Annotated in this window: 20 protein-coding genes; all 20 read left to right on the top strand. The window is 58.7% G+C overall.

Features of this window, described 5'->3' with window-relative positions:
* The first annotated feature begins 6 nt into the window (after positions 1 to 6).
* Positions 7 to 789, top strand: coding sequence for a F0F1 ATP synthase subunit A (gene atpB / locus G5193_RS18695; RefSeq protein ID WP_216952488.1), 783 nt, complete (start codon positions 7 to 9; stop codon positions 787 to 789).
* A gap of 58 nt (positions 790 to 847) precedes the next feature.
* Complete coding sequence (atpE, locus tag G5193_RS18700) at positions 848 to 1,090, top strand: F0F1 ATP synthase subunit C (protein WP_005307205.1); 243 nt, start codon at positions 848 to 850, stop codon at positions 1,088 to 1,090.
* Positions 1,091 to 1,145: 55 nt separating this feature from the next.
* Positions 1,146 to 1,616, top strand: coding sequence for a F0F1 ATP synthase subunit B (atpF, locus tag G5193_RS18705; protein WP_204480536.1), 471 nt, complete (start codon positions 1,146 to 1,148; stop codon positions 1,614 to 1,616).
* Positions 1,617 to 1,629: 13 nt separating this feature from the next.
* Positions 1,630 to 2,163, top strand: coding sequence for a F0F1 ATP synthase subunit delta (atpH, locus tag G5193_RS18710; RefSeq protein ID WP_204480539.1), 534 nt, complete (start codon positions 1,630 to 1,632; stop codon positions 2,161 to 2,163).
* A gap of 15 nt (positions 2,164 to 2,178) precedes the next feature.
* Complete coding sequence (atpA, locus tag G5193_RS18715) at positions 2,179 to 3,720, top strand: F0F1 ATP synthase subunit alpha (RefSeq protein ID WP_216952485.1); 1,542 nt, start codon at positions 2,179 to 2,181, stop codon at positions 3,718 to 3,720.
* Positions 3,721 to 3,762: 42 nt separating this feature from the next.
* The gene (gene atpG, locus G5193_RS18720) at positions 3,763 to 4,629 is read left to right on the top strand and encodes a F0F1 ATP synthase subunit gamma (RefSeq protein ID WP_041210471.1); all 867 of its coding nucleotides are present in this window, start codon (positions 3,763 to 3,765) and stop codon (positions 4,627 to 4,629) included.
* 33 nt (positions 4,630 to 4,662) lie between these two features.
* Entirely contained in the window at positions 4,663 to 6,051 is a 1,389-nt protein-coding gene (gene atpD / locus G5193_RS18725) for a F0F1 ATP synthase subunit beta (RefSeq protein ID WP_026455856.1), read from the top strand.
* Positions 6,052 to 6,069: 18 nt separating this feature from the next.
* Positions 6,070 to 6,498: a F0F1 ATP synthase subunit epsilon gene (locus G5193_RS18730; RefSeq protein ID WP_005339345.1), complete on the top strand. Its 429-nt coding sequence runs from the start codon at positions 6,070 to 6,072 to the stop codon at positions 6,496 to 6,498.
* Between the two features lie 93 nt (positions 6,499 to 6,591).
* A complete protein-coding gene (gene glmU, locus G5193_RS18735; RefSeq protein ID WP_421206823.1) occupies positions 6,592 to 7,959 on the top strand; it encodes a bifunctional UDP-N-acetylglucosamine diphosphorylase/glucosamine-1-phosphate N-acetyltransferase GlmU in 1,368 nt (455 codons plus the stop codon).
* Between the two features lie 20 nt (positions 7,960 to 7,979).
* Positions 7,980 to 9,383, top strand: a complete 1,404-nt coding sequence (locus G5193_RS18740; RefSeq protein WP_266135144.1) for an undecaprenyl-phosphate glucose phosphotransferase — start codon at positions 7,980 to 7,982, stop codon at positions 9,381 to 9,383.
* Positions 9,367 to 10,722, top strand: coding sequence for an outer membrane beta-barrel protein (locus tag G5193_RS18745; protein WP_266135143.1), 1,356 nt, complete (start codon positions 9,367 to 9,369; stop codon positions 10,720 to 10,722). Before G5193_RS18740 ends, G5193_RS18745 begins: the two co-directional genes overlap by 17 nt.
* Position 10,723: 1 nt before the next feature.
* Positions 10,724 to 11,263, top strand: coding sequence for a polysaccharide biosynthesis/export family protein (locus tag G5193_RS18750; RefSeq protein ID WP_266135142.1), 540 nt, complete (start codon positions 10,724 to 10,726; stop codon positions 11,261 to 11,263).
* A 15-nt stretch (positions 11,264 to 11,278) separates the two neighbouring features.
* Positions 11,279 to 13,420, top strand: a complete 2,142-nt coding sequence (locus tag G5193_RS18755) for a GumC family protein (RefSeq protein ID WP_421206825.1) — start codon at positions 11,279 to 11,281, stop codon at positions 13,418 to 13,420.
* Positions 13,417 to 14,631 (top strand): lipopolysaccharide biosynthesis protein, encoded by a 1,215-nt coding sequence (locus G5193_RS18760; RefSeq protein ID WP_421206827.1) that lies wholly within the window; start codon positions 13,417 to 13,419, stop codon positions 14,629 to 14,631. The genes G5193_RS18755 and G5193_RS18760 overlap by 4 nt, the downstream gene beginning before the upstream one ends.
* Positions 14,628 to 16,007, top strand: a complete 1,380-nt coding sequence (locus tag G5193_RS18765; RefSeq protein WP_421206829.1) for a capsular biosynthesis protein — start codon at positions 14,628 to 14,630, stop codon at positions 16,005 to 16,007. Before G5193_RS18760 ends, G5193_RS18765 begins: the two co-directional genes overlap by 4 nt.
* Positions 16,004 to 17,014 carry a glycosyltransferase family 2 protein gene (locus G5193_RS18770; RefSeq protein ID WP_421206831.1) on the top strand — a complete coding sequence of 337 codons (1,011 nt, stop codon included), beginning with the start codon at positions 16,004 to 16,006 and terminating at the stop codon, positions 17,012 to 17,014. The genes G5193_RS18765 and G5193_RS18770 overlap by 4 nt, the downstream gene beginning before the upstream one ends.
* Positions 17,011 to 18,228 (top strand): glycosyltransferase family 4 protein, encoded by a 1,218-nt coding sequence (locus G5193_RS18775; RefSeq protein WP_150390036.1) that lies wholly within the window; start codon positions 17,011 to 17,013, stop codon positions 18,226 to 18,228. Before G5193_RS18770 ends, G5193_RS18775 begins: the two co-directional genes overlap by 4 nt.
* On the top strand, positions 18,225 to 18,728 hold the full coding sequence (locus G5193_RS18780) for a serine acetyltransferase (protein ID WP_100652112.1): 504 nt from the start codon (positions 18,225 to 18,227) through the stop codon (positions 18,726 to 18,728). Before G5193_RS18775 ends, G5193_RS18780 begins: the two co-directional genes overlap by 4 nt.
* On the top strand, positions 18,715 to 19,842 hold the full coding sequence (locus G5193_RS18785) for a glycosyltransferase family 4 protein (protein ID WP_227341676.1): 1,128 nt from the start codon (positions 18,715 to 18,717) through the stop codon (positions 19,840 to 19,842). Before G5193_RS18780 ends, G5193_RS18785 begins: the two co-directional genes overlap by 14 nt.
* The gene (locus G5193_RS18790) at positions 19,839 to 20,246 is read left to right on the top strand and encodes a hypothetical protein (RefSeq protein ID WP_421206834.1); all 408 of its coding nucleotides are present in this window, start codon (positions 19,839 to 19,841) and stop codon (positions 20,244 to 20,246) included. The genes G5193_RS18785 and G5193_RS18790 overlap by 4 nt, the downstream gene beginning before the upstream one ends.
* Positions 20,247 to 20,268 lie beyond the last annotated feature (22 nt).

Here is a 20,268-nt window from a genome sequence, read left to right on the forward strand (position 1 = left end):
AAACTCATGTCTGCAACCGGAGAAGTCCTGACTCCTCAGGGATATATCTCCCACCACCTGACCCACCTTCAAGTCGGGTCCGGGTTCTGGACGGTGAATATCGACTCAATGGTATTCTCCGTCGTGCTAGGCGCCCTGTTTATCCTGCTGTTCCGCAAAGTAGCCGTTAACGCTACCAGCGGGGTGCCGGGTAAGCTGCAGTGCTTTGTGGAGATGCTGGTCGAGTTTGTGAATGGTAACGTCAAAGACATCTTTCATGGTCGCAACAAGGTCATCGCACCTTTGGGGTTGACTGTGTTTGTCTGGATCTTCCTGATGAACCTGATGGATCTGATCCCCGTTGACTTTATCCCTCACGCTGCACAATTGATGGGTATTCCCTATCTGCGTGTGGTTCCCTCTGCTGACGTTAACATCACCATGTCCATGGCTTTGGGCGTGTTCTTCTTGATCCTGTATTACAGCATCAAGGTCAAGGGTATCGGCGGGTTTGTGAAGGAGCTGACGCTTCAGCCTTTCAACCACCCGGCGGCCATCCCGGTTAACCTCATCCTGGAAACTGTTACGCTGGTATCCAAACCGGTCTCTCTGGGTCTTCGACTGTTCGGCAACATGTATGCTGGCGAACTGATCTTTATCCTGATTGCGGGTTTGCTACCCTGGTGGTCACAGTGGATCCTGTCCGTGCCTTGGGCAATTTTCCACATCTTGATCATCACTTTGCAGGCATTCATCTTCATGGTTCTGACCATCGTCTATCTGTCGATGGCACAGGAAGACCATGGTTGATGCGACTCAAATAATCCTTTTTATACAATCAATTACATCTAAATAAATGGAGATCCTCATGGAAAACTTGAACATGGACCTGCTGTACATCGCTGCTGCAATGATGATGGGTCTGGCTGCTATCGGCGCTTCCATCGGTATCGGTATTCTGGGTGGCAAGTTCCTGGAAGGTGCTGCTCGTCAACCTGATCTGATCCCTGTTCTGCGTACCCAGTTCTTCATCGTAATGGGTCTGGTGGATGCGATCCCGATGATCGCCGTTGGTCTGGGTCTGTATGTGATGTTTGCGGTTGCTGGCTAAGTCGTTACGACATCTCCAGGCATAACCCATTAACTAACTAAAGAGGACATCGGCTGTGAATATCAACGCCACCCTCCTCGGCCAAGCAATTGCTTTTTTCTTCTTCGTTGTGTTTTGCATGAAGTATGTATGGCCGCCGCTGATGGCTGCCATCGAAGCCCGTCAGAAAGCTATTGCTGACGGTCTCTCTTCTGCCGAACGAGCCAAGAAAGATCTGGATTTGGCCAAGGCCAACGCCGTCGATCAGCTGAAAGAAGCCAAGCTGCAGGCTGCTGAAATCATTGAACAGGCCAACAAACGCAAGGCCCAGATCATTGATGAGGCAACTGTCGGTGCTCAGGCTGAGCGGGAAAAAATCCTGGCTCAAGGCCGTGCCGAGATTGAAGCTGAACGTCATCGTGCCAAAGAGGAACTGCGCAAGCAGGTTGCTGCTCTTGCCATTGCGGGTGCAGAGAAGATCCTGGCGCGCCAAATCGACCAGGCTGCCAACAGCGACATCGTCGACAAACTGGTAGCTGAACTGTAACGGGAACGGGGCTATGTCTGAACTGACTACAATCGCTCGCCCCTACGCCAAGGCTGCTTTCGAGTTTGCCGTTGAGCACAAGGCGGTTGATCAGTGGCTGGGGATGCTCAGCTTCGCTGCGGAAGTAGTGAAGAACGAGACCATCCACTCCCTGGTTAACGGCTCTGTGGCTGCCGACGAGCTGGCAAAACTGTTTGTCAGCATCTGCGGGGAGCAACTCGACGAGCATGGCCAGAACCTGATCCGGGTAATGGCAGAGAATGGTCGCTTGGGTGTGCTGCCGGCGGTCGTTGCCGAATTTGTGGTGTTCAAGTCTGAACTGGACAAAGAAGTTCAGGCTGACGTGATTTCGGCGATTGCACTGACCGACCAGCAGAAAGCCAATATTCAGGCTTCTCTGGAACAACGTCTCGCGCGCAAAGTGAAGCTGAATTGCAGCATCGACGCGTCCTTGATGGCCGGGGTGCTCATCAAGGCCGGTGATCTGGTTATCGACGGAACTGTCCGCGGCAAGCTGGATCGCATGGCTGACGCGCTGCAATCTTGATTGGGGTATTAGAGCATGCAACTGAATTCCACTGAAATCGCCGAGCTGATCAAGCAGCGCATTGCGCAGTTTGATGTAAAGAGCGAAGCGCGTAACGAAGGTACCATCGTCTCCGTGAGTGACGGTATCATTCGTATCCACGGCCTGGCCGATGCCATGCAGGGTGAGATGATCGAGCTGCCGGGCAACCGCTACGCTCTGGCATTGAACCTGGAGCGTGACTCCGTTGGTGCCGTAGTGATGGGTCCCTATGCCGATCTGGCCGAAGGGATGAAAGTAAAAGGTACTGGCCGCATTCTGGAAGTGCCGGTCGGTCGTGGTCTGCTGGGCCGGGTGGTCAACACCCTGGGTCAGCCTATCGACGGTAAAGGTCCGGTCGAGCACGATGGCTTCTCTCCGGTAGAAGTGATTGCCCCGGGCGTTATCGAGCGTAAGTCTGTTGACCAGCCTGTCCAGACCGGTCTGAAAGCCATCGACTCCATGATCCCTATCGGTCGTGGCCAGCGTGAGCTGATCATCGGTGACCGCCAGGTAGGTAAAACTGCCATTGCGATCGACACCATCATCAACCAGAAAGACTCCGGCATTAAGTGTGTCTACGTTGCGATTGGCCAGAAGGCCTCCACCATCGCCAACGTGGTGCGCAAGCTGGAAGAGCACGGTGCTCTGGCCAACACCATAGTAGTGGTTGCCTCTGCTTCCGAAGCGGCTGCCCTGCAATACCTGGCTCCGTATTCAGGTTGCTCCATGGGTGAGTACTTCCGTGACCGCGGTGAAGATGCCCTGATCATTTATGATGACCTGTCCAAGCAGGCCGTTGCATATCGTCAGATCTCCCTGCTGCTGCGCCGTCCGCCAGGACGTGAAGCATTCCCGGGCGACGTATTCTATCTGCACTCCCGTCTGCTGGAGCGTGCAGCTCGCGTCAACGACGAGTACGTAGAGAAGTTCACCAAGGGTGAAGTGAAGGGCAAAACCGGTTCTCTGACCGCGCTGCCGATCATCGAAACCCAGGCGGGCGACGTATCCGCGTTCGTTCCGACCAACGTGATCTCCATCACCGATGGTCAGATCTTCCTGACTTCCCAGTCTTTCAACGCCGGTATTCGTCCTGCGGTTGATCCGGGTATCTCCGTATCCCGTGTGGGTGGTGCCGCCCAGACCAAGATCGTCAAGAAGCTGTCCGGTGGTATCCGTACCGCGCTGGCCCAGTATCGCGAACTTGCTGCCTTTGCCCAGTTCTCTTCCGACCTGGACGATGCAACTCGCAAGCAGCTGGACCACGGTCAGAAAGTGACCGAGCTGATGAAACAGAAGCAGTACTCTCCGATGAGCGTGGCTCACCAGTCTCTGGTGCTGTTCGCCGCGGAAAAAGGCTATCTCTCTGATGTCGAGTTGAGCAAGATCCTCGACTTCGAAGCCGCTCTGCTCTCTTTCGCCGATACCCAGCATGCTGAGCTGATGGCTGAAATCAATGCCAAGGCTGACTACAACGACGCGATCGTTGGCAAGCTGACTGCGTTGCTGGATGACTTCAAGGCAACCCAGACCTGGTAAGCGAGTGTGGCAGCGCAAGCTGCCACCTGATGGAGAGAAGAGATGGCCGGCGCAAAAGAGATACGTAACAAGATCGGGAGTGTTAAAAACACTCAAAAGATCACCAGCGCTATGGAAATGGTGGCCGCAAGCAAGATGCGCCGTGCGCAGGATCGCATGTCTGCCAGCCGTCCGTACGCTGAAACCATGCGCAAGGTGATCGGCCATATCGCTCAGGGGAACCTGGAATACAAACACCCCTACCTCATCGAACGTGAGGTCAAGCGAGTGGGTTACATCGTCGTCTCCACCGACCGTGGCCTGTGTGGTGGTCTGAACATCAACCTGTTCAAGGCTGCCCTCAATGATATGAAGCAATGGAGCGCGAAAGGTGCCAAGGTTGACCTGGCTCTGATCGGCAACAAAGCCTCCAACTTCTTTGAACGGCACGGCGCCAAGGTGAAAGCTCACGTCGCAGGACTGGGCGATAACCCGAGCGTCAATGACCTGATTGGTTCAGTCAAGGTCATGCTGAAGGCTTACGACAACGGTGAGATTGACAAGCTGTATCTGGTGTACAACAAGTTCGTCAACACCATGGTGCAGCAACCACGGGTCGATCAACTGCTGCCTTTGCCCGTAACTGAAGACAGCAAGCTGGCCAAGAAACACCACTGGGATTACCTCTATGAGCCGGATCCCAAGAAGCTGCTGGATACCCTGCTGGTTCGCTATGTCGAATCTCAGGTCTACCAGGGTGTAGTGGAAAACTTGGCCAGTGAACAGGCAGCCCGAATGGTTGCCATGCAAGCCGCGACTGACAACGCCGGTAACCTGATTAACGATCTGCAACTGGTATACAACAAGGCCCGTCAGGCCAGTATTACCCAGGAGCTGACAGAGATCGTATCCGGTGCTGCTGCGGTGTAAGGCAAGGGTTATCAAAGGTTTAGAGGATTTGACATGAGTAACGGTTTCATCGTCCAAATCATCGGCGCTGTAGTGGACATCGAGTTCCCGCAGAATGCCGTGCCCCAGGTGTACGATGCACTGAAGGTCGTTAGCGAAGGTCAAGGCCAGGGTCTGGTGCTGGAAGTTCAGCAACAGATCGGTGGCGGCGTCGTTCGTTGCATCACCATGGGTTCCTCCGACGGTCTGCGTCGTGGGTTGGAAGTAATGAATAGCGGTAAATCCATCCAGGTTCCGGTCGGTACTGCGACACTGGGTCGGATCATGAACGTACTGGGCGAGCCAATCGACGAGAAAGGCCCGATCGGTGAAGAAGAGAGCTGGTCAATCCACCGTGAAGCCCCCAGCTACGAAGATCAGTCCAACAGCACCGAGCTGCTGGAGACCGGCATCAAGGTTATCGACCTGGTATGTCCGTTCGCCAAGGGTGGTAAGGTTGGTCTATTCGGTGGTGCCGGTGTAGGCAAAACCGTAAACATGATGGAGCTGATCCGTAACATCGCGATCGAACACAGTGGTTACTCTGTATTCGCCGGTGTAGGTGAGCGTACCCGTGAGGGTAACGACTTCTACCACGAGATGATGGAGTCCAACGTACTGGACAAAGTATCTCTGGTTTACGGTCAGATGAACGAGCCGCCCGGAAACCGTCTGCGCGTAGCGCTGACCGGCCTGACCATGGCCGAGAAGTTCCGTGACGAAGGTCGTGACGTGCTGTTCTTCGTGGACAACATCTACCGTTACACCCTGGCCGGTACCGAAGTATCCGCACTGCTGGGCCGTATGCCTTCCGCAGTAGGTTACCAGCCGACCCTGGCCGAGGAGATGGGTGTTCTGCAAGAACGTATCACCTCCACCAAGACCGGTTCCATCACATCCGTACAGGCCGTTTACGTTCCTGCGGATGACTTGACTGACCCGTCTCCGGCGACCACCTTCGCCCACCTGGATGCGACCGTCGTACTGTCCCGTCAGATCGCGGCACTGGGTATCTACCCGGCCGTTGACCCGCTGGACTCTACCTCTCGTCAGCTGGATCCGCTGGTGGTTGGCAAGGAGCACTACGAGACCGCTCGTGGCGTTCAGACCGTACTGCAGCGCTACAAAGAGCTGAAGGACATCATCGCCATCCTGGGTATGGATGAACTGTCAGAAGAAGACAAACTGACCGTAGCCCGTGCCCGTAAGATCGAGCGTTTCCTGTCCCAGCCGTTCTTCGTTGCAGAAGTGTTTACCGGTTCTCCGGGTAAATACGTGCCGTTGAAAGAGACCATCCGTGGTTTCCAGGGCATCCTGAAAGGCGAGTATGACGATCTGCCCGAGCAGGCGTTCTACATGGTTGGCGGTATCGACGAAGTCGTCGAGAAATCCAAGAAACTGTAAGCCTCGACAGGAGGGCCCATGGCAGAGATGATCTCCTTTCACCTGGACGTGGTGAGCGCCGAAGGAAAACTGTTTTCCGGTCGCGTGCAATCCGCTCAGGTATCAGGCTCCGAAGGTGAGTTGGGTCTCCGCCACGGTCATGCTCCGTTGCTGACTGCCATCAAGCCGGGCCTGGTCCGCTTGGTGAAGCAGAATGGAACTGAAGAGGTGCTGTACATCTCCGGCGGTATGCTGGAAGTACAACCTGAATCCGTGACCGTGCTGGCGGACACCGCGATTCGTGCTGACGACTTGGATGAGGCGAAAGCCCAGGAAGCCAAGCGCGCAGCCGAAGAGCGGATCCACAGCTCCCATGGTGATATCGACTACGCCCAGGCCGCCACAGAGCTGGCCAAGGCGATGGCTCAACTGCGAGTCATCGATATCGTCAAAAAGAATTACCGCTAATAACGGTGATGTAAAAAGCGACCTTCGGGTCGCTTTTTTTTTACCCGTTGGATAGACTCCGCCGAGTATTTTTCATGTTCCAAAGGCCAATTTATGTCCCTCAACGTCGTGATCCTGGCTGCGGGTAAAGGTACCCGTATGCGCTCTTCCCTGCCCAAGGTACTGCACCCGGTAGCCAACAAACCCATGGTTTCCCATGTGATCGATACCGCTCGTCATGTCGGTGCCGAGCAGCTGCATCTGGTCTATGGCCACGGTGCCGAGCTGCTGAAAGAGCGGATCGTGGCGGATGATGTGAACTGGGTGCTGCAAGCTCAGCAGCTGGGAACTGGTCATGCCGTCGCCCAGGCCATCCCGTTCTGGAAGGATGAAGACGATGTGCTGGTGCTCTACGGCGATACCCCGCTGATCCAGCCCGAGACCCTGCAGCGCTTGCTCGCCGCCAAGGCTGAAAACGGGATGGCACTGCTGACCGTGGTGCTGGACAACCCCACCGGCTATGGCCGCATCGTCCGTGAAAATGGTCAGGTAGTCGGTATCGTCGAGCAGAAGGATGCCAATGCCGAACAGCTGGCCATTCGTGAGGTGAACACCGGCGTGCTGGTGGCCAATGGGGGCCAGTTGCGTCAATGGTTGTCTCGTCTCGACAACAAAAACGCCCAGGGCGAGTTCTATCTGACCGATGTGATCGCCATGGCTCACGGCGATAATTGCCCGATTGCCGCCGTTCATCCGGAGCGTGCCGCCGAGGTGGAAGGGGCCAACAATCGGGTGCAATTGGCTCAGCTTGAGCGCAGCTATCAGCAGATGCAGGCCGAGAAACTGATGATTGCAGGTGCAACCATGATCGACCCCGCACGCTTTGATTTGCGTGGGGTTTTGGAAATTGGTGAAGAGGTTGTTATTGATGCAAACGTCATCATTGAGGGCAAGGTGACTCTCGGCAATCACGTTCGTATCGGAGCCGGTTGCGTACTGAAAGATTGTGTCATTGGCGATCACACCGAGGTGAAACCCTACTCGGTTATCGAGGGTGCACAGGTGGCAGATCAGTGCTCAGTGGGTCCGTTTACCCGCTTGCGTCCGGGGGCGGTTCTGGAGCAGGATGCGCACGTTGGCAACTTCGTCGAGATGAAGAAGGCCCGTCTGGGGGTTGGTTCCAAGTGCGGTCATCTGACCTATCTGGGTGATGCCGAGATCGGAGCCGGGGTGAATATCGGTGCCGGTACCATCACCTGCAACTACGACGGGGTCAACAAATTCCAGACCATCATCGAGGACGATGTGTTCGTCGGTTCTGATACCCAACTGGTAGCGCCTGTTCGCATCGGCAAGGGGGCCACCCTGGGTGCCGGCTCTACTATTACCAAGGACGTGGGTGAAAATGAACTCGTGATTACCCGGGTACCCCAGCGTCACATCAAGAACTGGGCTCGTCCGGTCAAGAAAACTGATAAGTGATATCAGTATGAAGGCGACCCATGAACAAGCGAATCATCAAGCTCGCAGACGCGAGCCACCGTCTGTTTTCCCGCTTTGTCGATCTGGTGGGAATTTCAGTCTCAATGGTGCTGCTCGCACGGCACTTTGGCTTGTTTCATGGGTTGGACGAGATGTCTCTGGTCACGCTGGGCATGGTGGTCTTCTTTCTGGTCTCCCAGAATACCGGGCTCTATTGCAGCCGGGTTCGTAAACATCTGGCGCAGTCTCTGCTGCGCCTCATCTTCTCCTGGTTGGTAACTGCTACCCTGCTCTACCTGCTGGTCTATCTGGTTCCCATCTTTAAACCCTACCACCCCTTCCCGCTGGAGCTGGCGGTGCTCTGGCTTGCCATGGCCTGCCTCATTTCCACCGGCTATCGGGTGTTGTACCGACTGGTGACCCTCTGGTTCAGCGATGCCTCCTGCTGTCGGCGTGTGGCCATCATTGGCGTAACTCCGGCCGGACTGGCGCTGGAAAAATCCCTGTGGGAGAGCCCGCGTCACGATATTCAGATGCTCGGATTTTTCGATGCCCGTAGCGAAGAGCGCTTCGGTTACCCGACTCGCAGTCCTCTGTTGGGTGATGTCGACGAGCTGCTCGAGCTGGCACGCAAAGGGCTGGTCGACGAAATCTATCTGGCGCTGCCTCTGACCGCCCGGGAGCGTATCAATCACTACCTCTACGAACTCTCCGACACCACGGTTAATACCTATCTGGTTCCCGATTTCTATGAGTACGGCCTGACCGTATCCCACATCGATCGGGTGGGCGATATCTATACCTTCAGCTTTTTCGATTCCCCGTTTGAAGGTGGCGCCGCCCTGCTCAAACGCATTGAAGATCTGGTGCTGGGTTCACTCATCCTGCTGCTCATCTCTCCGGTTATGGCGCTGGTGGCTCTCGGGGTGCGTCTCTCTTCCCCTGGACCCGTGCTCTTCAAGCAGGATCGCTACGGCCTGGGGGGGAAACGGATCCAGGTCTGGAAATTCCGCTCCATGCGCGTCATGGAGAATGATGCCGTGGTGACTCAGGCAACCAGAGGCGATCCCAGAGTGACGCCATTCGGTGCGTTTTTGCGTCGCACCTCGCTGGATGAGCTGCCGCAGTTTTTCAATGTGATTCAGGGCACCATGTCGATCGTGGGGCCACGTCCCCATGCCGTGGCGCACAACGAGCAGTACCGCTCACTGGTGGAGCGGTACATGCTGCGCCACAAGGTCAAACCGGGGATTACCGGGCTGGCCCAGATAAATGGATTTCGTGGTGAAACCGACACCCTCGACAAGATGGAGATGCGGGTCAAGTTCGATCTCAAGTACATCCAGTACTGGTCGCTCGGACTGGATTTCAAAGTCATTTTCCTGACTGTATTCAAGGGCTTTGTCGGTGCATCCGCTTACTAGCCTCGTTTGCGTCGGACTGCTGCTCTCCCCCTCTCTTTCAGTCCGTGCCGAGGTCACTCCCGTATCCCATCAGGGGCCGCTGGGTCTGGAGGTCCAGACCGAGATGGAGAGTCGTTATGGTCACGACAGCAACCTGCTGTGGCTGCGTGACAGTGGTCAGGCGATTGGCTCCGATTTCATCGGAATCACCCCGGAATTTCGCATGGTGGGCAAACGCGGCCTGGATCGCTATCAGTTCAGCTATCTGGGTGATTATCGTCGCTATGGCAGCAGCCATGCGGATGACTATGCCGATCACCAGTTCCAGTTTGACGGCAGCTGGCGCTTCTCCCTGCGCAACGCCTTCAAACTGATGTACCAGTATCGGCTGGGCCATGAGGCGCGTGGCGAGGGGCTGACCGAAGGCTTTATGTTGCAGGGAGATGCCTCTCCTTGTCCCAGCGACGCTGATAAGAAAGGTCGTGCGCTCTGTGGTGATGCCACATTCGGCAGATTTCAGATAAATGAGCCGTTGCGCTTCAAACGCAGCGAAGTGGGTGGCCGCTACAGTTACGGTGCACCCGATGCCAGAGGCAAGCTGGAACTGGCGCTCTCCCACAAGGATCTGGGCTATCTCGACAAGCACCTCTACCAGCATGACTTTGAACGCTATATGGCCGAGCAGGAGTGGCAGGAGAACACCGCCATTGTCGAGCTGTTCGATCAGGTGAGCCATGTCAGCCGTTTTCGTTACACCCTGCAGACCAATCTGCGACGCTATCCGGCCAATCCGCGCAAGGATTCCGACGAATTTTTCCTCATCACCGGGGTGATGAGCCAGCTGACCGGCAAGACCCGGATCGATGCCAATATCGGCGGGATCTACAAGCGTTTCGTCAACGATCCGCAGGCAGAGAGTTTCAAAGGGCTGAACTGGGATCTACGTCTGGAGTGGCAACCGCTCGATTACAGCAAGCTCGCGCTGCTCTCCAGCCGGACCATTCGTGATCCGGGTGGTGACGGCGGCTATGTCAGCAGCCAGCTATATGGCGCCGAGTGGCAGCACCACTGGTCACCCGGAGTGGCGACCACGCTCTCTTATCACGATATCCGGGATGATTATCACCAGTCGGTGGTCTGTGGTAACGACAACCGCCACCGTCAGGACGACATCCATCGCTGGGGCATGGGCATCAGCTACGACATTCGTCCCTCCGTCAATCTGGGGCTCCACTACCAGCAGGCCGACTCCGGCTCCAGCTTTGCCGGGCAGCCCATCGACATCGGCGGCAATTGCTATGGCCGTGCCCTCGGTTACGACAAACAACAGCTTTCTCTTTCACTCAAGGTAGCCATTTAACATGAACAAAAGCGTGATGGTGCTTCTGCTTGGCTGGTTGTTCAGCCTGTCGGTCTGGGCTGGCCAGAGCCCGCAAGGCAACGATTCCGCCTACCGGCTGGCGCCGGGGGACGAGGTCGAAATCCGGGTGTATGGCGAGCCGGATCTGTCGATGAAGTTCAAGGTCGATACCAGTGGCCACGTCAATTACCCCTATCTGGGTCAGGTGTTGCTGATGGGCCATACCACCGCTGAGGTGGCCGAGCTGCTGACCAGAGGGCTCAAGCACGGCGTGCTGCTCGATCCCATGGTGACGGTCAACGTGACCACTTTCCGCCAGGTGTTTGTTGCTGGCGAGGTGGCTCACCCGGGGGGCTACGAATACCAGCCCGGCCTGACGGTGGAGAAGGCCGTCGCGCTGGCGGGTGGTTTCACCGATCGCGCCGCCAGACGGGATATCAGCCTGCGCCTCAATGGCTGCGATCAGTTGCTGGAAGAGGTGAGCCTGCAACGGCAGCTCAATCCCGGCGACATCATCATCATCGAACAAAGTTTCTTCTGATCCAGGACGCTCTTCATGACTTCATTGTTGGTTGAAAATGGCCGTGCGCTAGAGAGCCGCCTCGATTTCAGCGGCCCCTGGCGGGTGCTCAAGGCAAACTGGTGGAAGGTGGTATTGTTTGCCGCCGTGGTGACCCTGGCGGCAGCCCCCTTTATCCTCAGCATGCCGCCCTACTATCAATCCAGTGCGACCCTGCTGCTGAAGGCAGATGCCAACAGCGCTTCCCCTATCGAGCCCGTCTATCGGGTCGATACCAGCCGCCGCGAGTACTACAACACCCAGTTCGAGCTGCTCAAGTCACGCCGGGTGGCCGAGAAGGTGGTTACTCATCTGGGCTTGGCCGAGTTGCCGGAATTCAACGGGCAGCCCAATCCGGACAGCTGGCTGAGCCGCATCAAGGGGCTCTGGAGTGCCGGACATCAGGAGGATGCCTCCTCACGCCACCAGCATGCGCTGGAGTATCTGGCCAGACACCTGACCGTCTCGCCGGTGCGCGATACCCAGCTGGTCAGCATAGGGTTCGAATCCCGCTCTCCCGAGCTGGCCGCCAGCGTCGCCAATGAGGTGGCCCAGACTTACATCGATCTCAATGTGGAGGAGCGGGTCGATGCCAACACCACGGCATCGCACTGGAACCAGAGTCGGCTGGTGGAGATAAAGGCCAGTCTGGAGAAGCAGGAGAAGCAGCTCGGCGATTTCCTTGCCCGCAATGATCTGCTGACGTTTCGCGGCGTAGATGGTCTGCAAACCGAAGAGCTCGGCATCATCACCAACAAGTACGCGGATGCCCGCGAGCGGCGGCTGGCGGCGCAGGCCGAATTCCAGTCCATTCAGGAGTACGGCCGCAATCCGGCGGCGCTGGCTTCCCTGCCTGAGGTCTCCAACCACCCCCAGATGCAGGATCTGCGCATCGCCCTCATCAAGGCCCAGCAGGAGCTCTCCGAGCTGGCCAAGCGTTATGGCCCCAAGCATGACCGTATTCTGCAGGCCGAAGCACGCATCAAGGCGCTCAATACCCAGTCAAACCAGCTGATGCGGGAGATTGCCGACGGTATCGAGGATCGCTACCTGAGTAGCCAGCGCAAGGAGCAGGAGTACCTTGCCCAGCTTGACGAGAAGAAGCGGGAGTTCTCCTCGCTGGCAGTCAAGAAGGATGAGTACAACAACCTGAAGAACAATATCGACAAGACCCGTCAGCTCTATAACGAGCTGTTCCGCCGTCAGGAAGAGACCCGCCTGAACGCTCAGCTGCACGAGTCGAATGCCATCCTCTACGACGCGGCATCGGTGCCCTTGCTGCCTGCCAAACCAAACAAGATGCTGTTTCTGCTGATGGTGGTGATCATGGCGGGCATGGTTGCCGTGCTGGTAGTCATCACTGCCGGAGCGCTGCGCAATACCCTGGATCGTCTGAGCCAGCTGGTCTCCCAGCTCGGTGGTCGGGTGCTTGGTGAAATCCCGCGGCTGGCGGCCCTGCAGGATCAGAGTGCTCTGCTGCGGGTGGGGGCGGTCAATCCCAGAGTAGGTGCCAGTGCCGATGACCTCTACGCCATCATGCGGCTGGAGCCGGGTCAGCTGCAGCGCATCATGATCACCTCGACCCGTGCTGGTGAGGGCAAGTCGACGCTGGCGGCTCTCTGTGCCGCCAGCTTTGCCCGTCATGAGCGAGTGCTGCTGGTGGATGGGGATCTGCGCCGGGGCTCCCTCGGTCGCCAGTTGCTGGGGCAGGCAGCCAGACCGGGGTTGGCCGAGCTGCTCGCAGGCGAAGCCGATTTGGCTGCCTGTCTGGTGCCAAAAGAGGGATTGACCCTGCTGCCGGCTGGCCAGCCGGTCTCCTCCCCGCTGGCACTGCTTGGCTCGCCACGCTGGAGCGAACTGCTGGCAACTCTGGCCGGGCAGTTTGACCGCATCATAGTGGACACCCCTGCGCTGGAGGTCGGCAAGGATGCCCTGCTGCTGGGGCAGCCGCTGGATGGTGCCATTCATGTGATCCAGTCCGGCCAGCTGCCGGCCAGTCGGGTGCTGAGCGTGCTGGCACAGCTGCGGGATGCCAGAGTGGCGGTGTTGGGGACAGTGCTGACCCAGGTCGCCGAGCGCGATCTGGAAGGGGCGGAGAACCTGAGATTCTGTGGTGCACCCACCCGGGGCGCGCTATGAAACTGCTACGCAGCATCACCACCATAGGGGGTGCTTCCGTGCTATCCCAGCTGATCGGGGCGTTCTCGGTCTGGTCACTGTCGCACAAGTTCGACATGGCTGCGGTCGGGCTCTATGCCCTCAGCTACAGTCTGGTGCTGATCGGTGCCCAGCTTGCCACCTTTGCCTCGCAACTGCTGTTGCCCAAGCTGGAGGAGACCGAGCTGCCCGGCAACCTGATCTTTTCCCTGTTGCAGGTCTGGCTGCTCCCCATCCCCTATGTGCTGGTGGTGGTCTGCTTTTTCTCGCTGTCGCTCTGGCCGCTCTACCTGCTGACCGTGACCCACGGGCTGATCCTCATCGCCGAGAATCTGGCCCTGCGGGCCGGCCACTACCAGCGGCTTGGTCTGCAGCGTATCTCGGCCTCCGCCGTGGTGCTGCTCTGTCTGCTGTTGGCCCCTGACATGGCGCACTTCTATCAGTTATGGGCCTGTCTGCTGCTGGTGGTGATCGGGGGCTGGTTGTGGTCTGCCTTTACCTGGCACAGTGCCATGCTGAGGGAGGCTGCCCCGCGCCACCTGCTGCACTTCTTCTCCCGCCATAAAGCGCATCTGGCTGGTGTCGGCAGTGCCGAAGTGCTGGCGATGGTGACGGCCAATCTGCCGACCGTGCTGATCAACTTCTGGTTTTCCCCTCTGGTGGCGGGCTACTTTGCCGTGGTCAACCGCTTCTGTCTGGCACCCGTGGTGATTGTCGGCAACGCCATCCGCCACTCCATCTTCTCGCGATGGTCGGAGGATTTTCGCCAGCGCCGTTTCAACGGGGAGGAGTTTCGCAAGGTGAAGCGGCTGCTGCTGGCGATGGGCAGTGCGGCCACCCTCGGGATCCTCATCTGCTATCCGCTGGTGATGAAGTGGTTCTTCAATGCGGAGTGGATCGCCTCCATCGATACCTCCCGCTACATGTTGCCCTATGTCTTTACTGCGGTGGCCATCTGCCCGCTGACCGTAATCGAGCTGGTGTTCGGCTCGCCCCGCTACTTTTTGCAGATCCAGCTTGAGCAGCTGCTGGTCGTAGTGATTGCCTTCGTGCTGTTGCCCTGGTTGCAGCAGGAGTACGAGCTCTGCGTGCTGGCCTTCTCTCTGCTGACTGCGGTGCGCTACGGCTTCGTCTTTTTGCGGGTCAACCGCCGGGCTGCCGAGTTGCAGGGGCGGATGGAGCTGCCCTCGTGAACAGTGCCCTCATCATGCAGGCCAATCTGCTGCTGTCGCTGGTGATCTGCGGCCTGGCCCAGTACGTCACCGGTATTACGGCCTTCCTCTGGCTGCCCTTCCTGCTGGCGATTGCCACCTTGATGTTGCTGCCGCTGCAGACGCGTTACAGCCCGTTGCGGCTCGACTATCAGGAGAAGGTGCTGCTGCTGCTCTACTGTGGCTTGCTGGTGCTGGCGCTGCTGGGCACCCTGCTTCAGCAGGGGGGCATGGTGACTATCATCGGTTTCAAGAACGAGCTGGCGCTCTCTCTGCTGCTTCCCTGCCTGTTGCTCGGCTTTTGCCGCGAGTCACAGATTTACCGCATCATGAAGCTGGTGGAGTGGGTCTTCTACCTGCAGATCCCGGTGGTGCTGTTTCAGGTGCTGGTGGTGGTGCCGAAGCGGGTGGCAATGCGCGGCGAGTTTGAGAAGTGGGACTCGGTGGTCGGTACTTTCGGGGGGGATCCCATGGGTGGCGGCAATACCGGTGCACTCGGCTTCTTCTGCCTGCTGGTTATGCTGATCAAGCTCTCCGAGTTTCGCCACGGCCTCATTTCGCGTCGTTCGGTCGCTTTTCACATTCTTGCCGCCTTTGCCATTTGCGTGCTGGCCGAGGTGAAGTTCGTCATCCTGTTGTCCCCCTTGCTGCTGGCCTGGGTCTGGCTCTCGCCAAGCTATGTCAGGGGGATGAAGAGCTATGACCTCAAGCGTCTGTTGCTGATTGCGCTGGCGATGACTGCACTGGTGGCCGTGGCCGTTCTTGTGCTGGCTGCCTCCTACTCATCCGCGTTCGAGGGGGCCGGGCAACAGGGGGCCATTGCGCTGTTTATCGACTCCCTCGGCTATATCTTCGATCCCAACCACATCAACCCGGAAACCGGCGAGCTGGGGCGGGTGACGACTCTCTTTTTCTGGGCCAGCAACGGTGATCACCACGGTCTCAGCAATCTGCTGTTTGGTTATGGCCTCAACACCACCAACCATGGCAGCACCCTGCCCGGTTTTCTCAACCCCATGTTCAACGTGCTGCTCGACTCCACCTCCCTCAGCGTGTTGCTGTGGGAGGTGGGGCTGATGGGCACCCTGATCTTCATCGCGCTGATCGTTCTGCTGCTCTGGTGCTGCCGTCCCCGCCCGTTGCTGGATCGCCAGCTGCTGAGCGCGGCAGATGTGCGTCTGCTCAGCTACCAACCCGCTTTCATCGCGTTCGGGATCGCCTGCCTGCTGAGCTTGCCTTACAGCCAGCTGCTGATGCTGATCCCGGTGCAGCAGTTCCTCTTCTATTTCGTGCTGGGTGCCGCCCTGGTGATCCGTTCTTCGGTTCGGCAGGCCACCCGTTCCTGTGAGGTGTCATGACTCCATCCCCCCTTATCTCCGCCATCATCAAGACCTACAACGAGGAGGCAGGGATTGCCGATACAATAGCCAGCATCAGGAGCGCTCTGGCCGACTACTCCCACCAGATTATCGTGGCGGACAGTCTCTCGACCGACCGCACCCAGGCGATCGCCTGCCAGCTGGGAGTGACTGTCGTCAGCCTGACCAACCCGGCCGATCGCTGTTGTGGTGTGGGGCCACAGCTTGGCTACCTCTTCAGTGAAGGGGAATTCCTGCTGCTGCTCGATGGCGACATGAAGCTGGAGCCGGAGTTTGTGCCAGCCGCTATTGCGCACATGCACTCCCATCCCGAGTGCGGTGGCGTGGCCGGGCGGGCCGAGATGGATGATGCCCACAGCTATGAGTTCAAGTCGCGCAAGCAGCGCATCAACCAGATCTATCCGCTGGGCGAGTCGCGCTGGCTGTGTGGTGGCGGTCTGTTTCGACGCAGCGCCATCGAGCAGATCGGCTATCTCACCAATCGCAACCTGCATGGTTACGAAGAGGCGGAGCTGGGTATCCGGTTGCGTCAGGCGGGCTATCGGCTGGAGCGGCTCGATGTCCCCTTCTTCTTTCACACCTCCCACACCATGGACTCCCTTGCCCTGATCCGTTACCGCTGGCGCATGGGGTATCTGTTTGCCAGCGGCGAGCTGGTGCGCTCGGCGTGGGGGCAGCCCTATTTTCGCGAGGTGTTGTCGGTGATCCGCTCCGAGCTGCTGTTCGGGCTCTACCTGCTGGCACTCCTGTTCTGCGTACTGCTTTTCGCAGCCGGGCTGCCGTTCTGGTTGCCGCTGCTGGCGCTGGCACCGCTGGGTGGCTTCATCGCTCTCAAGTGGTTGAAAAACCGCTCCCTGCAAGATGCCCTGCGCAGTGTCATGAACCTCTCCATCTATGCAGCTGGCTTGGTACGCGGCCTGCTGTTGCCCCAGCGCTCCCCGCGCGAGGCGCCCGCCCATCGTCTGATCCAGGAGTCATTGCCGTGAAGGTGCTCTTTGCCAACAAGTTCTTTTTCATGAAGGGAGGTGCCGAGACCGTCCTTTTTCAGGAACGGGAGATGGTGCGTCAGGCGGGTCATCAGGTGATCGACTTTGCCATGCAGCATCCGGATAACCTCCCCTCGCCCCAGAGCGGCTACTTTCCGGCCAACGTCGATTATCACCAGCGGCACGGGCTCTTCGATCGGCTGAAGATTGCCGCTCGCTTCATCCACAATCAGGAGGCCTGTGATCGGCTGGCGGAGCTTATCCGTGCCGAGCGGCCCGATATCGTTCACTTTCACAACATCTACCACCAGCTCACCCCGGCGATCATCCGGGTGGCCAAATCCCTGGGCTGCAAGACAGTGCTGACGGCGCATGACTACAAGGTGGCCTGTCCCAACTACAGCATGCTGGTCGATGGCGAGCCGTTCGATCTGACCCGGATCGAGGGTTCCTGGCTCAAGCTGTTTCGCCATCAGTGGCAGGAGGGGTCGTGGGGCAAGAGCCTGCTGCTCTCTGCCGAGGCGGCCTGGCAACAGTGGCGCCGCAACTATGAGCAGGTCGATGCATTGGTGGCGCCGAGCGCCTTCATGGCCGGGATGCTTCGTACCCGGCTGCCCGCTTCCCGCATCGAGGTGATCCTCAATGGCATAGATGTCGAGTCGAGCCGCGAAAGCGGAGAGGATCGGGGGTACTTTCTGTTCCTCGGCCGCCTGATGGCCGAGAAAGGGGTCGAGACGCTTGCCCGTGCCCATCAGCGCATGACGCGGCCGGCGGGCCTCAAAATTGTGGGCGGTGGCCCGCTGCTGGCACACCTCGGGCAGCATTATCCCAATGCCGAACTGCTGGGGTTCAAGCAGGGGGAAGCGTTGCTCGATCTGCTACGCCACGCCAAGGCCGTGGTGGTGCCGTCCGAGTGGTACGAGAACTGCTCCATGTCGGTACTGGAGGCGATGGCCTACGGCAAACCGGTGATCGGGGCTCGAATTGGCGGGATTCCGGAGCAGATCCGCGACGGTCTCGATGGCCTGCTGTTCGAGGCGGGCAATGCCGACGAGCTGGCCCGCTGCATGGACAGGCTGGTGGCCGAGCCGGAGCAGACAGCGGCCATGGGGCGTTCGGCCCGTCAGCGACTGATCGACAACTACTCCCTCGCCAGCCACCAGCAAGCTCTGCTGGCGCTCTACCAGTCGTTGCTGGAGGAGAAACGGAGATGAGTTTCTGGCACGAGTTGAAAGCCGAACTGGCACTCAATCCGAGCAAGACGGCGCGCCTGTTCCTGTTCAGTTACCGGCTGGCACAGACCCGTTATCAGGGAGGCCGCTTTCTGGCGTTGCCCGGCTTGCTGCTGCTCAAGGGATTCAAGCTGTTGTGCGGCCTCGATATCTCGCCAAGAGCCCGGCTGGGTTGGGGTCTGCGCCTCTATCACCCGCAGAATATCGTCATCGGTGACGGCGTGCAGATGGGGCGTGACTGCACCCTGCGCCACAACTGTACCCTGGGCAACAAGCCTGATCGCCAAAGCGGCCAGCTCCTCTCGCCCACAGTGGGGGACGGGGTCGAGTTCGGCACCGGCGCTATCGTCATCGGGGCCATCGCCATTGGTGATCATACCTGTGTCGGTGCCGGTGCCGTCGTTACTCGTTCCGTCCCGGCTCGCGCCGTTGTTGCGGGCAATCCCGCCAGAATCATTCGAGAAGATCATGAAGCAGATTAGTGTGACCGTGCTCGGTACCCGGGGGATCCCCCATGTACTGGGCGGTGTCGAAACCCATTGTCAGTCCCTCTATCCGGAGCTGCACCGCCAGTTCGAAGTGGCCGCGACCGTGCTGGCTCGCGCCCCCTATGTGAATTACCGAAGCGGCGAGTTTGAAGGGGTGGCTCTCAAGGCGTTGCCCACCCCCAAAAAGAAGTCGCTGGAGGCAATCCTCCACTCTCTGCTCGCGGCTTTTTACTGCCGCCGTCATGCCTGCGATCTGGTGCATGTCCATGCCATCGGCCCGGGGCTGGTGGTGCCGCTGCTGAGGTTGCTTGGCAAGAGGGTGGTCTTTACTCATCACGGCCCCGATTATGACCGCCAGAAGTGGGGGGCGCTGGCCAAGTGGGTGTTGCGTCTTGGCGAGCGCTGGGCGGTACGTTATGCCAGCGAGGTGATCGTTATCTCCGAAGTGATCAACGAGGCGATCCGCCGCCAGTACGATCGCCAGGACGCCCACCTCATCTACAACGGGGTGAAACGGGTCGGGTTGCCGGCAGCGGACAAGAGGGAACTGACGCTGGCCCGTTTCGGACTGACCGCTGGCAGCTATCTGGTGGCGGTGGGCCGCTTCGTCGAAGAGAAGGGGCTGCACGATCTCATCGCCGCCTACCGCCAGCTCGATACCGAGCTGCCGCTGGTACTGGTGGGGGATACGGATCACCCTACCCCCTACAGCGAGCGCTTGCAGCGGATAGCGGATGAAACACCGGGGGTGATCCGCACCGGTTTCCTCAATGGCGAGGCGCTGATCAGCGTCTTTTCACAAGCCGCCTTGTTTGCCATGCCCTCCTATCACGAGGGGTTGCCGATCGCCCTGCTGGAGGCACTCTCCTTCTCCCTGCCAGTGGTGGTGAGCGACATTCCCGCCAATCTGGCGGTGGCGCTGCAACAGGAGTGCTATTTCCCGGTCGGCGATGTTAGTGCGCTGGCAGAGCGACTCAACGCCCAGCTGACTCGCGGCAAGGTCGATTACAGCGATTATCTGCAGCGGTATGATTGGCAGCGGATCGCCGGCCAGACCATGGCGGTCTACCGCAAGGCCGTGGGCCAGCCGCAAGGAGAGAAGCAATGAACCAATTACCGCAGAAAACGCAGGGGGCGATAGACCGCTTCTACCGTGCTCTCTCCCCCGAGGTGGCCGGGAGCCTGAGTGAAACCCAGCGCGACGGTATAGAGCAGGCGCTGCGGCTGATGAGTGATGGCAAGTCGCACACCATCAACGTCAACAGCGCCTTCGGCATCGGTCGCTGGCGCTGCTATCTGGTGGTGCTGATGGGACGGGATCGCCGTCACCGCGGGCGGGAGAGCGGCTTTCGCTTTCACCTCAAGGTGCTGCTGACCACCCTGCTGTTGCTGCTGGGGATCTGCGGCATGGTGCTGCTGCTCTATCTGGTGAAGTCAGCCCTTGGCATCGACATCTTCAAGCACTTCTCGTTCGGGGTGTGGGATCTGTTTAAAAAGAGCGTGCTGATGTAATGAAAGAGGGCTCCTGCGGGAG

This window comes from Aeromonas sp. 601027, from assembly GCF_049174455.1.
Taxonomy (GTDB): Bacteria; Pseudomonadota; Gammaproteobacteria; order Enterobacterales; family Aeromonadaceae; genus Aeromonas; species Aeromonas veronii_A.

What these genes read in the sequence shown, in the direction of transcription:
- atpB (WP_216952488.1), top strand. Translation starts at nt 7, where the DNA reads ATGTCTGCAACCGGAGAAGTCCTGACTCCTCAGGGATATATCTCCCAC.
- atpE (WP_005307205.1), top strand. Translation starts at nt 848, where the DNA reads ATGGAAAACTTGAACATGGACCTGCTGTACATCGCTGCTGCAATGATG.
- atpH (WP_204480539.1), top strand. Translation starts at nt 1,630, where the DNA reads ATGTCTGAACTGACTACAATCGCTCGCCCCTACGCCAAGGCTGCTTTC.
- atpA (WP_216952485.1), top strand. Translation starts at nt 2,179, where the DNA reads ATGCAACTGAATTCCACTGAAATCGCCGAGCTGATCAAGCAGCGCATT.
- atpG (WP_041210471.1), top strand. Translation starts at nt 3,763, where the DNA reads ATGGCCGGCGCAAAAGAGATACGTAACAAGATCGGGAGTGTTAAAAAC.
- atpD (WP_026455856.1), top strand. Translation starts at nt 4,663, where the DNA reads ATGAGTAACGGTTTCATCGTCCAAATCATCGGCGCTGTAGTGGACATC.
- G5193_RS18730 (WP_005339345.1), top strand. Translation starts at nt 6,070, where the DNA reads ATGGCAGAGATGATCTCCTTTCACCTGGACGTGGTGAGCGCCGAAGGA.
- glmU (WP_421206823.1), top strand. Translation starts at nt 6,592, where the DNA reads ATGTCCCTCAACGTCGTGATCCTGGCTGCGGGTAAAGGTACCCGTATG.
- G5193_RS18740 (WP_266135144.1), top strand. Translation starts at nt 7,980, where the DNA reads ATGAACAAGCGAATCATCAAGCTCGCAGACGCGAGCCACCGTCTGTTT.
- G5193_RS18750 (WP_266135142.1), top strand. Translation starts at nt 10,724, where the DNA reads ATGAACAAAAGCGTGATGGTGCTTCTGCTTGGCTGGTTGTTCAGCCTG.
- G5193_RS18755 (WP_421206825.1), top strand. Translation starts at nt 11,279, where the DNA reads ATGACTTCATTGTTGGTTGAAAATGGCCGTGCGCTAGAGAGCCGCCTC.
- G5193_RS18760 (WP_421206827.1), top strand. Translation starts at nt 13,417, where the DNA reads ATGAAACTGCTACGCAGCATCACCACCATAGGGGGTGCTTCCGTGCTA.
- G5193_RS18770 (WP_421206831.1), top strand. Translation starts at nt 16,004, where the DNA reads ATGACTCCATCCCCCCTTATCTCCGCCATCATCAAGACCTACAACGAG.
- G5193_RS18780 (WP_100652112.1), top strand. Translation starts at nt 18,225, where the DNA reads ATGAGTTTCTGGCACGAGTTGAAAGCCGAACTGGCACTCAATCCGAGC.
- G5193_RS18785 (WP_227341676.1), top strand. Translation starts at nt 18,715, where the DNA reads ATGAAGCAGATTAGTGTGACCGTGCTCGGTACCCGGGGGATCCCCCAT.
- G5193_RS18790 (WP_421206834.1), top strand. Translation starts at nt 19,839, where the DNA reads ATGAACCAATTACCGCAGAAAACGCAGGGGGCGATAGACCGCTTCTAC.